Origin of the sequence: Kitasatospora sp. NPDC088346 (assembly GCF_044740765.1) — a bacterium.
In the GTDB taxonomy this organism is placed as follows: Bacteria; Actinomycetota; Actinomycetes; order Streptomycetales; family Streptomycetaceae; genus Kitasatospora.
The window spans coordinates 152,859-166,464 of record NZ_JBIURH010000014.1 but is presented as its reverse complement, the minus strand read 5'-3'; the positions used below and the strand labels follow the sequence as shown (position 1 = coordinate 166,464).

Here is a 13,606-nt window from a genome sequence, read left to right as displayed (position 1 = left end):
ACGCACCTCCCGACGTCTTGTCGTCCTCGCATACGATGACCGTACGGTGGGGTAGGTCTCGCCGTGCTGTAGTCCAGAGCCGATCCAGGCAAGGAGCCCGCCCAAGTGTCCGTCTTCGACAAGATCCTGCGCGCCGGCGAGGGTAAGACCCTTCGCAAGCTGCAGCGGATTGCTGCCCAGGTCAATTCGATCGAAGAGGACTTCGTCAACCTCACCGACGACGAACTGCGGGCGCTGACCGACGAGTACAAGTCCCGACTGGCCGACGGCGAGACGCTGGACGACCTTCTTCCCGAGGCCTTCGCCACCGTCCGCGAGGCGTCCAAGCGCGTGCTCGGGCAGCGTCACTACGACGTCCAGCTGATGGGTGGCGCGGCCCTGCACTTCGGTCACGTCGCCGAGATGCGCACCGGTGAGGGCAAGACCCTGGTGGGCACCCTGCCGGCGTACCTGAACGCGCTGACCGGCGAGGGCGTGCACCTGATCACGGTCAACGACTACCTCGCCGAGCGCGACTCGGAGTGGATGGGCCGGGTGCACCGCTTCCTCGGCCTGGAGGTCGGCGTGATCCTCGCCAACATGTCGCCGGCCGAGCGCAAGCGCCAGTACGGCATGGACATCACCTACGGCACCAACAACGAGTTCGGCTTCGACTACCTCCGCGACAACATGGCGTGGTCGCAGGAGGAGCTGGTGCAGCGCGGCCACAACTTCGCGATCGTCGACGAGGTCGACTCGATCCTGATCGACGAGGCCCGTACCCCGCTGATCATCTCCGGTCCGGCGGACCAGGCCACCAAGTGGTACAGCGACTTCGCCAAGCTGGTGCAGCGCCTCAAGCGCGACCGCGACTACGAGGTCGACGAGAAGAAGCGCACCGTCGGCGTGCTGGAGGAGGGCGTCTCCCGGGTCGAGGACTACCTGGGCATCGACAACCTCTACGAGTCGGTGAACACCCCGCTCGTCGGGTTCCTGAACAACGCCATCAAGGCCAAGGAGCTCTACAAGAACGACAAGGACTACGTCGTCATGAACGGCGAAGTCATGATCGTCGACGAGCACACCGGGCGCATGCTGGCCGGCCGCCGGTACAACGAGGGCATGCACCAGGCGATCGAGGCCAAGGAGGGGGTGGAGGTCCAGAACGAGAACCAGACGCTGGCCACCATCACCCTGCAGAACTTCTTCCGCCTGTACTCCAAGCTGTCGGGCATGACCGGTACCGGCACCACCGAGGCCGCCGAGTTCCACCAGATCTACAAGCTCGGCGTGGTGCCGATCCCGACCAACAAGACCCCGCTGCGGATCGACCAGCCCGACCTGATCTACAAGTCGGAGCCGGCCAAGTTCGCCGCCGTGGTCGAGGACATCGCGGAGCGGCACCAGAAGGGCCAGCCGGTGCTGGTCGGCACGGTGTCGGTCGAGAAGTCCGAGTACCTGTCCCAGGAGCTGCGCAAGCGCGGCGTCCCGCACGAGGTGCTGAACGCCAAGCACCACGAGCGCGAGGCGCAGATCGTCGCGCAGGCCGGCCGCAAGGGCGCGGTCACCGTGGCCACCAACATGGCCGGCCGCGGTACCGACATCAAGCTCGGCGGCAACCCCGAGTACCTGGCCGCCGCGGACCTGGCCCAGCGCGGGCTCAACCCGGAGGACACCCCGGAGGACTACGAGGCCGCGTTCCCGAGCGCGCTGGAGAAGGCCAAGGAGGCCGTCAAGGTCGAGGAGGCCGAGGTCCAGGAGGCCGGCGGCCTGTACGTCCTCGGCACCGAGCGCCACGAGTCCCGCCGGATCGACAACCAGCTGCGCGGCCGCTCCGGCCGTCAGGGCGACCCGGGCGAGTCCCGCTTCTACCTCTCGCTCGGTGACGACCTGATGCGGCTGTTCAAGGCCGGCATGGTCGAGCGCGTGCTGTCGATGGCGAACGTCCCCGAGGACGTGCCGATCGAGTCGAAGATGGTGACCCGGGCGATCGCCTCCGCGCAGACCCAGGTCGAGCAGCAGAACTTCGAGATCCGCAAGAACGTCCTGAAGTACGACGAGGTGCTCAACCGCCAGCGCGAGGTCATCTACACCGAGCGCCGGCGCGTCCTGGAGGGCGAGGACCTCCAGGAGCAGATCGGCCACTTCATGGACGACACCGTCGCGGCCTACGTCGCCGCCGCGACCGGTGAGGGCTTCGAGGACGACTGGGACCTCGACAAGCTGTGGACCGCCCTCAAGCAGCTCTACCCGGTCACCCTCGACCTGGAGGAGCTGGAGGAGGAGGCCGGCGGCCCCGCCGCGCTCACCCCGGACTTCCTGACCAAGGTGCTCCAGGAGGACGTCCAGTCCCAGTACGGCGCCCGCGAGGACCAGCTCGGCGAGCAGATCATGCGCGAGCTGGAGCGCCGCGTGGTGCTGTCGGTGCTGGACCGCCGCTGGCGCGAGCACCTCTACGAGATGGACTACCTCCAGGAGGGCATCGCGCTGCGGGCCTACGCCCAGCGCGACCCGCTGGTCGAGTACCAGCGCGAGGGCTTCGACCTGTTCTCCGCGATGATGGAGGGCATCAAGGAGGAGTCGGTCGGCTACCTGTTCAACCTGGAGGTCCAGGTCGACCAGCAGGTCGAGGAGGTGCCGGTCTCCGACGCGGACGTGTCCCTGTCGCTGGAGAAGGAGGCCCGGCCGGAGATCAAGGCCAAGGGCCTGGAGGCGCCGCAGCGCAAGAAGCTGCACTACGTCGCCCCCTCCGACGAGATCGGCGGTGGCGTCGTCGAGGGCGACTTCGACGACCACGCGCCGGAGGACGGCGACGGGCTGACCCGCGCCGAGCGTCGCAAGGCGGCCAAGTCGGCCAAGGGCGGTCGGCGCCGCAAGGCCTGACCCGCCCCGCACAGGCGTCACCGGGGCGCCGCTCCCACCGTGGTGGGGGCGGCGCCCCGGCGTCGTTCCCGGCCCGGGTGTCCTGCGGGCCGTCCTCGTCGAGGGGCCGTCAGCGGGCCTCCACGGCCGCGCACTGCCACTGCCGGGTCTCGCGGTGCTGCTCCAGGCGGAACGCGACCATGTGGTGGCGCGGCCCGAACTCCACCCGTACGCAGACCTCCAGGGCGCCGGTGCCGGGCGCGGAGTCGTACACCCGGCCGAGCCTGGCCTGCGGGGCGCGGCCGCGCGGGCGCAGCGGGCCGCTGCGGACCAGCGCGACGATCTGCTGGTAGCCCCTGAGCGTGGTGTGCCGCTGCAACTGGCCGACCGGGCGGATCCCGGTCAGCACCTCGACCAGGCGGTGCGCGAAGCGGCTCGCGAGTTCGCCCTGGCCCGCCCCGCGCGCGGGGGCGCACGCTGTCCGGGGGTGGCGCGGGACGCGCACACCCTCCGCGCCGGTGCCCGGGGTGCCCGGGGTGCCCGGGGCGGGCATCGGATGCGGGTGCCGTACGGGACGGCGCGGGCGGTGCCGGCCGGTCGCGTGCACCAGCGGGTGGATGCTGGGTGCGGGCTGCGACCGCCCCGCCGTGCGTACGGGCCCGGGGTGCGGCGCGGTGGCGGTTGGTGCGGCGGTGTCCGGCGCGGCGGTGGTGACGGCGGTGGCTTCGAGCACTGCGGACCTCCCGTGGGTGTGGCGGGTGGGCCTCTTGGTACCGGGGGCGAGGAGAGCGCGGCAAGCCGTGCGCGCCCCGCCCCGGCGGGGGTCGCCGGTGTCACCTATCCGGGTGACGGGAGCGTGCTCCGCAGCCCGCGCCGGCGGGCCACGGCGGGCGCCGGTTGACGCCCGGAGCAGGGCCGGGTGGCCCGAAGGGGGACGGGCGAAGGGTGCGAACGGGGCGTTGCGCCGCCCGACCTACCTGCCGGTAGGGCGCAGTATCGGGGGAGCGGATTCCGAGGATGCGGAGGGCACGGCGTGACCCAGGTGTCGACGGGGGACGGCCGGCCGGCCGGTCAGCGCGCGTCCGCGGGCCGGGCCCACACCGGGGACGGGGTGCGGCGCGGCCTGGTGCTGGGCGGTGGCGGGATGCTCGGCGCGGCCTGGACGGTCGGTGCGCTGTGCGCGGTCGAGGAGGCCACCGGCTGGCGGCCGGGCAGTGCGGAGGTGCTGCTGGGCACCTCGGCCGGTGCCATCCTGGGCGCCCTGCTGACCGCGGGTGTCGAGCCCGGTCAGCTGCGCGATCACCAGCTGGGCCGACCGGTCACCGAAGGGCCGCTGGCCGCCGTCGACTTCGACTACGACACCGCCGTCGGCGGGGCGGCGCCGCCGCGTCCGCGGGCCGGCATCGGCTCACCGGGACTGTTGCGGGACGCCGTCCGGCACCCGCGGGACTACCCGTTCCTGACCATGGTCTCGGCCGCCGTGCCGCCCGGCCGGGGCTCGGTGGCACCGATCGGGGACCTGGTCCGCGGGCTGCTGGGGGACGGCGGCTGGCCGGCCGGCAGCGGTCTGCGGGTGGCGGCGGTGGACTACCGCACCGGCCGCCGGGTGGCGTTCGGCGACCCGGGCGCGCCGGCGGCCGAGGTGGCCGAGGCGGTGATGGCCTCCTGCGCGATCCCGGGGTGGTTCGCGCCGGTGGAGGTCGCGGGCGGCCGGTACGTGGACGGCGGCTGCTGGTCGGCGACCAACGCCGACCTGATGGCCGGCCGGGGGCTCGACGAGGTCTACGTGCTGGCCCCGATGGGCGTGCGGCTGCACCCGGCCGGGCGGGCCGAGCCGGCCAGGGGCACCGTCGCGGCCCTGCGCGAGTGGCGTGCCCGGGACCGGCCCCGCGGCGTACTGGCCCAGTTGCTCAGCCGCTACCGGCGGGCGGTCACCCGGCAGATGCTGCGCGAGGTGCGGGAGCTGCGGGCGGTGGGCACCCGGGTGCAGCTGCTGGCGCCGACCCAGGCGGACCTGGCGGTGATGGGCCCGAACATGATGGACCCGGCCCGGCGCGGCCCGGTGCTGGAGTCGGCGCTGCGCACCAGCCGGGCCGCCCTGGGCGCCGTCGCCGGCTGACGGCCGTGGCGGCGGCGGGCCGGATCGGCACCGGGGTGATCACGCGGGCCGTATTCTTGGGGGCGCGGTGAGCAGGCCGCGGACCGTTCGAGGAAGGTGCTCCCGATGCGCGTGTACGTGCCCACCACGTTGAAGGGTCTGGCGGCGGCGCACCCGGGGGGCGCGCTGGACGAGGCGGTCGCGTACGCGGTGACTCCCGCGCTGCGCGAGTGGTACGTCAGCGACGACCTGGAGGAGCTGGAGTACGCGGCGCTCAACCGGGCCGCCGAGTCCTCGCTGCGGCTGCTGGCCGGGGACGCCGAAGCGCCGCGCCGCCGGGTGGTGGTGGCCGTGGAGGTCGCCGACTCGGCGGTGTCGCCGTACCCGGGGGACGAGTACCAGGACCAGTCCTCGCTGGGACGGGTGGTGCTGAAGGGCCCGGTCCCGCTGGCGAAGGCGGCCGCGGTGCACGCCGACGTGGCCGACCAGGACGTGGCGGCGGACGTGGCGGCGGCCGCGCTGGCGATCGCCGCGGCGGACAAGGGCGACGCGGACGCGCAGTTCACGGTGGGCGGCGCCGAGGACCACGAGCTGCTGTGGTTCGCGACCCAGGAGATCCCCGGCCTGCTGGCCTGAGCAGGGCTCCTGCCCGCCGCACCGTCGGCGGTGGCCGGTACCGTTCCAGGGTGCGCACTCACATCGTCTGGGACTGGAACGGCACCCTCTTTCACGACATGGAAGCGGTGCTCGGCGCGAGCAACGCGGCCTTCGCGACGCTCGGCGTCGCGCCGCTGACCCTGGAGCGGTACCGGGAGATGTACGAGATCCCGATCCCGCGCTTCTACCGGCGCATCCTCGGCCGGGACCCGAGCCGGGCCGAGTGGGAGGCGCTGGACGACGTCTTCCACGACCGCTACGCCGAGCTCAGCACCGCCTGCGGGCTGACCGAGGGCGTGCCCGGGCTGCTCGGCGGCTGGCGGGCGGCGGGCCGCAGCCAGTCGCTGCTGTCGATGTACGAGCACGAGCGGCTGGTGCCGGTGGTGGAGGGCTTCGGGCTGCTCGGCGAGTTCCTGCGGGTGGACGGCCGTACCGGCGCCTCCGGCGGGCGCAAGGCCGGCCACCTGGCCCGGCACCTGGAGGCGCTCGGCCCGGACGTCTCGCTGCGGCACACGGTGCTGATCGGCGACGCGGCGGACGACGCGCAGGCCGCGCTGGAGTGGGGGCTGCACGCCGTGCTGTACAGCGGCGGGTCGCACACCAGGGCGAAGCTGGAGGAGGTCGGGGTCCCGGTGGTGGACAGTCTGGCGGAGGCGGTCGAGCTGGCGGCGGAGCTCGCGGCCTGACCGGACGGGCCGCGGCGGCTCCCGGGCGGATCGCCCGGCCGCGCGTGTCGCCCCGGACCGGGCGGCGGTGGATGGTCAGGCTGGAACGGCACCAACCATCGCCAGCCATCCGGATCCCGTGGAGCGACCGTGCCGATCGACGCAGTGACCCAGGTCCCGACCCCCGTCAACGAGCCGGTGCACGGCTACGCGCCCGGCAGCCCCGAGCGCGACCGGCTGGAACGGAAGCTGGACGAGCTGGCCGCCGAGCAGATCCCGCTGCCGATGACCATCGCCGGCGAGCTGCGGTTCGGCGGCGGGGACCGGATCGAGGTCGTCCAGCCGCACCACCACGCGGCCCGGCTCGGGGTGCTCGGCAACGCCACCCACCAGGACGCCCAGCTGGCCGTTGACGCCGCGCTCGCCGCCGGCGCCCGGTGGCGAGCGCTCTCCTTCGACGACCGGGCCGCGGTCTTCCTGCGCGCCGCGGACCTGCTGTCCGGCCCGTGGCGGGAGACGCTCGCGGCGGCGACCATGCTCGGCCAGTCCAAGACCGTCCAGCAGGCCGAGATCGACGCGCCGTGCGAGCTGGCCGACTTCTGGCGCTTCAACGTGCACTTCGCCCGGCAGCTGCTGGCCGACCAGCCGCAGTCCTCGCCCGGGGTGTGGAACCGGACCGACCACCGGCCGCTGGAGGGCTTCGTCTACGCGATCACCCCGTTCAACTTCACCGCCATCGCCGGCAACCTGCCCACCGCCCCGGCGCTGATGGGCAACACCGTGGTGTGGAAGCCGGCACCCACCCAGACGCTCTCCGCGCACTACCTGATGCGGCTGCTGGAGGCGGCCGGCCTGCCGCCCGGGGTGATCAACATGGTGACCGGCGACGGCCACGCGCTGTCCCAGGTCGCCCTGGCCAGCCCGGCGCTGGCGGGCCTGCACTTCACCGGCTCGACGGCGACCTTCCAGTCGCTGTGGCGCACCGTGGGCGCCGCGATCGGCTCCTACCGCAGCTACCCGCGGATCGTCGGCGAGACCGGGGGCAAGAACTTCCTGGTCGCGCACCCCTCCGCCGACCCCGCGGTCCTGCGGACGGCGCTGGTCCGGGGCGCGTTCGAGTACCAGGGCCAGAAGTGCTCGGCGCTCTCCCGGGCGTACCTGCCGCGCGGCCTCTGGCAGCGGATCAAGGACGAGTTCCTGGCCGAGGTCGACGCGCTGACCGTCGGCGACGTCACCGACCTGAGCAACTTCATGGGCGCGCTGATCGACGCCAGGGCGTACGAGAAGAACCGGACCGCGATCGAGCGGGCCCGGCGGGACCCGGGGGTGGAGCTGGTCGCCGGCGGGCAGTACGACGACGCCATCGGCTGGTTCGTCCGGCCGACCGTGCTGCTCTCCGCCGACCAGCGCAACGAGATCTTCCGGACCGAGTACTTCGGCCCGATCCTGTCCGTGCAGCTCTACGAGGACGCCCGGTGGCCGGACGTGCTGGACCGGGTGGACGCCGGGGCGCCGTACGGGCTGACCGGGGCGGTCGTCGCGCAGGACCGCTACGCGATCGCGCAGGCGGTGGAGCGGCTGCGGTTCACGGCGGGCAACTTCTACGTCAACGACAAGCCCACCGGTGCGGTGGTCGGCCAGCAGCCGTTCGGCGGCGGCCGGGCCTCCGGCACCAACGACAAGGCGGGCGCGGCGCAGAACCTGCTGCGCTGGACCTCGGCCCGGTCGATCAAGGAGACCTTCGTCCCGCCGACCGACCACCGCTACCCGCACATGGGCTGACGGCAGGCCCCGCCGGGCGTTCCGGTGGCCGTCCCGCCACGAATTCCGCACCACTCTTCTACGACACCTGGAAGAACTGACGACGGCCCGTTGAACACCTGACCCGCGGACGGGGGAGCCAATCCGGCAGTCGCTGACAGTCCGATCGCGCCGATTGGACACGGTGTCCAGGAAGGATCGATCTCCCTGCAGGATTGCTCCTCCGTGTCCCCTGACACCTTCGTTTCATCAGGTTAGGCTGGCTGGCGTCGCCGGGTCCTGACGATGCAGGCCAAACGTGCTTTCGTACCCAGATGAAGCCCCTTCCATGCGTGCCATGCAGGGATTTCATCCGGATCGTGCGGGAGGATTGCGGACAGACCCGGCGGTGTACACCCAGCCACCACCGAGTCACGCAACGGCGCGCGACAGGAGCCAAACAGTCATGCAGACCAAGCTGGACGCAGCCAAGGCCGAACTGCTCACCAAGGCAGCAGCAGCCGCTGAGAACAGCCAGGTGGGGGGAGCGGCGCCAGGGGAGGGTCTGAGCAACGGCGCTCTGGCCGCATACCTGCACCACTACTACCTCCACACCGCGCCGGAGGACCTGGTCGACCGCGACCCGGTCGACGTGTACGGCGCGGCGGCCTCCCACTACCGCCTCGGGCTCAAGCGCCCGCAGGGCACCGCGGAGGTCCGGGTCTACACCCCGACCGTCGAGGAGAACGGCTGGTCCTGCGGCCACACCGTGGTCGAGGTGGTCACCGACGACATGTCCTTCCTGGTCGACTCGGTCACCAACGAGCTGACCCGCGAGGACCGCGGCATCCACGTCGTCATCCACCCCCAGCTGGCCGTCCGCCGTGACATCACCGGCAAGCTGCTGGAGATCCTGGACATCGACGCCTGCTCGCGCAGCAAGGCCGCCGGCGCCGAGTGGCCCGCCGACGCGGTGGTCGAGTCCTGGATGCACATCGAGATCGACCGCGAGACCGACCGCGACGATCTCCGTGCCATCGAGACCAACCTGCGCCGGATCCTCGGCGACGTCCGCGAGGTCGTCGAGGACTGGACCAAGATGCGCGACTCCGCGCTCCGGCTGGCCGACGAGCTGGCCGAGGAGCCCCCGGCCCACCTGCCCGAGCAGGAGGTCGGCGAGGCCTGGGAGCTGATGCGCTGGCTGGCCGACGACCACTTCACCTTCCTCGGCTACCGCGAGTACGACCTGGCCGAGCACGGCGGCGAAGAGGTCCTGCGGGCCGTCCCCGGCACCGGCCTCGGCGTGCTGCGCTCCGACCCGGTCAGCCACGACCTCGACCACCACCCGGTCGCCGAGGCCTTCGGCCGGCTCAGCGCCCCGGTCCGCGCCAAGGCCCACGAGAAGAAGCTGCTGGTCCTCACCAAGGCCAACAGCCGCGCCACCGTGCACCGCCCCGCCTACCTCGACTACGTCGGCGTCAAGAAGTTCGACGCCAACGGCGAGGTGATCGGCGAGCGCCGCTTCCTCGGCCTGTTCTCCTCGGCCGCGTACACCGAGTCCGTCACCCGGATCCCGGTGGTCCGCCGCAAGGTCCAGGAGGTGCTGGCCGACTCCGGGTTCTCCGGCGACAGCCACGACGGCCGCGACCTGCTGCAGATCATGGAGACCTTCCCCCGGGACGAGATCTTCCAGACCGCCGCCGACGAGCTGCTCTCCATCGCCACCAGCGTGCTCTACCTCCAGGAGCGCCGCCGGCTGCGGCTGTTCCTGCGCCACGACGACTACGGCCGCTACTTCTCCGCCTTCGTCTACCTGCCGCGCGACCGCTACACCACGCGGATCCGGCTGCGCCTGATGGAGATCCTCAAGGAGGAGCTCAACGGCGAGACCATCGACTACACGGTGTACGCCACCGAGTCGGTGCTGACCCGCCTGCACTTCGTGGTCCGGGTCGCCGCCGGCACCGAGCTCCCCCAGCTCGGCGACGCGGAGATCGAGCGGATCGAGGCCAAGCTGGCCGACGCCGCCCGGTTCTGGATGGACAGCTTCCACGACCAGCTGCACACCGAGCTGGGCGAGGAGCGCGCCGCCGAACTCGGCCACCGCTACGCCAACGCCTTCCCCGACGGCTACCGCGCCGACTTCACCGCCCGCACCGCCGTCTCCGACCTCAAGCAGATCGAGGCCCTGCACGGCGAGGGCGACTTCCGGCTGAACCTCTACCAGCCGGTCGGCGCCGGCGACGAGGAGCGCCGCTTCAAGATCTACCGGGTCGGCGGCCCGATCTCGCTCACCGAGGTCCTGCCGGTGCTCCAGCGCCTGGGCGTCGAGGTGCTGGACGAGCACCCGTACGCGCTGCGCCGCTCGGACTCCACCACCGCGTGGGTCTACGACTTCGGCCTGCGGCTGCGCGAGGCCACCGAACTCACCGACGAGGCGCGCGAGCGCTTCCAGGAGGCCTTCTCCGCCACCTGGACCGGCAAGGCCGAGAACGACGGCTTCAACGAGCTCGTCCTGACCGCCGGGCTGACCTGGCGCCAGGCCGTCGTGCTGCGCGCCTACGCCAAGTACCTCCGCCAGGCCGGGAGCACCTTCTCCCAGGACTACATGGAGGACGCGCTCCGCAACAACACCCACACCACCCGGCTGCTGGTCAACCTCTTCGAGGCCCGCCTGAGCCCCAGTCACCGGCTGGGCGCGGACGAGCTGACCGACGCCATCGTCGAGGAGCTCAACGGCGCCCTGGACGAGGTCGTGTCGCTGGACGAGGACCGCATCCTGCGCTCCTTCCTGCACCTGATCAACGCCACCCTGCGGACCAACTTCTTCCAGCACGCGGCCGACGGCCAGTGGCACGGCTACGTGTCGATGAAGTTCGACCCCAAGGCCATCCCGGACCTGCCGGCCCCCCGCCCCGCCTTCGAGATCTGGGTCTACTCGCCCCGGGTCGAGGGCGTCCACCTGCGCTTCGGCAAGGTCGCCCGCGGCGGCCTGCGCTGGTCCGACCGGCGCGAGGACTTCCGGACCGAGATCCTCGGCCTGGTCAAGGCCCAGATGGTCAAGAACACCGTGATCGTCCCGGTCGGCGCCAAGGGCGGCTTCGTCGCCAAGCAGCTGCCGGACCCGGCGGCCGACCGCGACGCCTGGCTGGCCGAGGGCATCGCCTCGTACAAGACCTTCATCTCGGCGCTGCTCGACATCACCGACAACCTGAAGGCCGGCGAGGTCGTCCACCCGGCCGACGTGGTCCGCCACGACGAGGACGACACCTACCTGGTGGTCGCCGCCGACAAGGGCACCGCGACCTTCTCGGACATCGCCAACGGCGTCGCCGAGTCCTACGGCTTCTGGCTGGGCGACGCGTTCGCCTCCGGCGGCTCGGCCGGCTACGACCACAAGGGCATGGGCATCACCGCCCGCGGCGCCTGGGAGTCCGTCAAGCGCAACTTCCGCGAGCTGGGCCACGACACCCAGACCGAGGACTTCACCGTCGTCGGCATCGGCGACATGTCGGGCGACGTGTTCGGCAACGGCATGCTGCTCAGCGAGCACATCCGCCTGGTCGCCGCCTTCGACCACCGGCACATCTTCCTCGACCCCAACCCCGACGCCGCGGTCTCCTTCGCCGAGCGCCGCCGGCTGTTCGACCTGCCGCGCAGCTCCTGGGACGACTACGACAAGTCGCTGATCTCGGCCGGCGGCGGTGTCTTCCCGCGCTCCGCCAAGGCCATCCAGCTCTCGCCGCAGGTCCGCGAGGCGCTCGGCCTGGAGGCCGGCAAGCTCACCCCGGCCGACCTGATGAAGGCCATCCTCCAGGCGCCCGTCGACCTGTTCTGGAACGGCGGCATCGGCACCTACATCAAGGCCTTCACCGAGACCAATGCCGAGGTCGGCGACAAGGCCAACGACGCCATCCGGGTCAGCGGCGACCAGGTCCGGGCCCGGGTGGTCGGCGAGGGCGGCAACCTCGGCTGCACGCAGCTCGGCCGGATCGAGTACGCGGCGGTCGGCGGCCCCGAGTCGACCGGCGGCTGGATCAACACCGACGCGATCGACAACTCCGCCGGTGTGGACACCTCGGACCACGAGGTCAACATCAAGATCCTGCTCAACCAGGTCGTCGCCGACGGCGACATGACGGTCAAGCAGCGCAACTCGCTGCTCGCCGAGATGACCGACGAGGTCGGCCACCTGGTGCTGCGCAACAACTACGCGCAGAACGTCGTGCTGGCCAACGCCGTCGCCCAGGCCGTCTCGATGGTCAACGTGCACGCCCGCATGATCAACCGCCTGGAGTCCGGCGGCCAGCTCGACCGGGCCCTGGAGTTCCTGCCCGCCGAGAAGCAGATCCGGGACCGCCAGCAGGCCGGCCGCGGGCTCTCCCAGCCCGAGCTGTCCGTGCTGCTCGCCTACACGAAGATCACGCTGGCCGACGAGCTGCTCGCCACCGAGCTGCCCGACGACCCCTACTTCCGCACCGTGCTGCACGAGTACTTCCCGAGCGCCCTGCGGGCCAAGTTCGCCGACGCGATCGACAACCACCCGCTGCGCCGAGAGATCATCACCACCCTGATCGTCAACGACACGATCAACCGCGGCGGCTGCACCTTCGCCTTCCGGCTCCGCGAGGAGACCGGCGCGACGATGGAGGAGGTCGCCCGCACCCACGCGGCGGCCCGCGCGGTGTTCGGCCTGGAGCACATCTGGGACCAGATCGAGGCCCTGGACAACCAGGTCCCGGCCGAGATGCTGACCAAGATGCGGCTGCACTCCCGCCGCCTGGTCGAGCGCGCCACCCGGTGGATGCTCAACAACCGCCGCCAGCCGCTCGACATCGCCGGCACCATCGAGTTCTTCCACGACCGGGTCAACCAGGTCTGGGACAGCCTGCCCAAGCCGCTGCGCGGCGAGGACGCGACCTGGTTCGAGAAGATCTACCAGGAGCTGTCCGAGGCGGGCGTGCCCGAGGCCCTGGCCACCCGGGTGGCCGGGCTCTCCTCGGCCTTCCCGACCCTCGACATCGTGGGCGTGGCGGACCGCTCGGACGCGGACGTGATGGAGGTGGCCGAGCTCTACTACGACCTCGCCGACCGTCTGCAGATCACCCACCTGCTGGACCGGATCATCGAGCTCCCGCGGACCGACCGCTGGTCCTCGATGGCCCGCGCGGCCATCCGCGAGGACCTGTTCGCCGCGCACGCCGCGCTCAGCGCGGACATCCTGGCCTGCGGCCCCGAGGGTTCCTCCCCGGAGGAGCGCTACACCGCCTGGGCCGAGCTCAACAGCACGCTGATGACGCGGGCCAAGACCACCCTCGACGACATAAGGGGTTCGGACAACTACGAGCTGTCCAGCCTGTCCGTCGCGATGCGGGTGATCCGCACCCTGCTGCGCACCGGCCGCTGAGCCGCTGAACCGGAGGGCGGGACCGTGACCACGGTCCCGCCCTCCGGCGTTCCCGGGGGACGGAGGTCACAGCCTCCGCGTCGCCCGCCGGCACCGCGCCGCGGCCCCGGTCCCCGGCGTCACGCTGGTGCCGGACGTGGTCGACGCGACCGGCCGGACCTACCCCGGCCGGCACGGGTGCTCTTCACGGCCGTGACG

General features: G+C 71.9%; 7 protein-coding genes. 6 read left to right on the top strand and 1 reads right to left on the bottom strand.

What is annotated here, in order from left to right; genetic code table 11:
- The first annotated feature begins 105 nt into the window (after positions 1–105).
- A complete protein-coding gene (secA, locus tag ACIOFR_RS20505) occupies positions 106–2,862 on the top strand; it encodes a preprotein translocase subunit SecA (protein WP_400999181.1) in 2,757 nt (918 codons plus the stop codon).
- Positions 2,863–2,971: 109 nt separating this feature from the next.
- Here the strand turns inward: secA and ACIOFR_RS20500 are convergent, their stop codons facing one another.
- A complete protein-coding gene (locus tag ACIOFR_RS20500) occupies positions 2,972–3,574 on the bottom strand; it encodes an Rv3235 family protein (RefSeq protein ID WP_400999179.1) in 603 nt (200 codons plus the stop codon).
- Positions 3,575–3,874: 300 nt separating this feature from the next.
- On the opposite strand from ACIOFR_RS20500, the gene ACIOFR_RS20495 reads away from it, so the two are divergent.
- From ACIOFR_RS20495 to ACIOFR_RS20475, 5 genes are all read left to right on the top strand, one after another.
- Entirely contained in the window at positions 3,875–4,960 is a 1,086-nt protein-coding gene (locus ACIOFR_RS20495) for a patatin-like phospholipase family protein (RefSeq protein WP_400999177.1), read from the top strand.
- A 105-nt stretch (positions 4,961–5,065) separates the two neighbouring features.
- Positions 5,066–5,575, top strand: a complete 510-nt coding sequence (locus ACIOFR_RS20490; protein ID WP_400999175.1) for a DUF6912 family protein — start codon at positions 5,066–5,068, stop codon at positions 5,573–5,575.
- Between the two features lie 50 nt (positions 5,576–5,625).
- Positions 5,626–6,282 (top strand): HAD family hydrolase, encoded by a 657-nt coding sequence (locus tag ACIOFR_RS20485; protein WP_400999173.1) that lies wholly within the window; start codon positions 5,626–5,628, stop codon positions 6,280–6,282.
- 135 nt (positions 6,283–6,417) lie between these two features.
- A complete protein-coding gene (gene pruA / locus ACIOFR_RS20480; protein ID WP_400999221.1) occupies positions 6,418–8,043 on the top strand; it encodes an L-glutamate gamma-semialdehyde dehydrogenase in 1,626 nt (541 codons plus the stop codon).
- A 424-nt stretch (positions 8,044–8,467) separates the two neighbouring features.
- On the top strand, positions 8,468–13,408 hold the full coding sequence (locus tag ACIOFR_RS20475) for an NAD-glutamate dehydrogenase (RefSeq protein ID WP_400999171.1): 4,941 nt from the start codon (positions 8,468–8,470) through the stop codon (positions 13,406–13,408).
- Positions 13,409–13,606 lie beyond the last annotated feature (198 nt).

Bases quoted from the DNA above. Each gene is read 5' to 3' on its own strand.
- ACIOFR_RS20490 (WP_400999175.1), top strand. From the start codon at position 5,066: ATGCGCGTGTACGTGCCCACCACGTTGAAGGGTCTGGCGGCGGCGCAC.
- ACIOFR_RS20475 (WP_400999171.1), top strand. From the start codon at position 8,468: ATGCAGACCAAGCTGGACGCAGCCAAGGCCGAACTGCTCACCAAGGCA.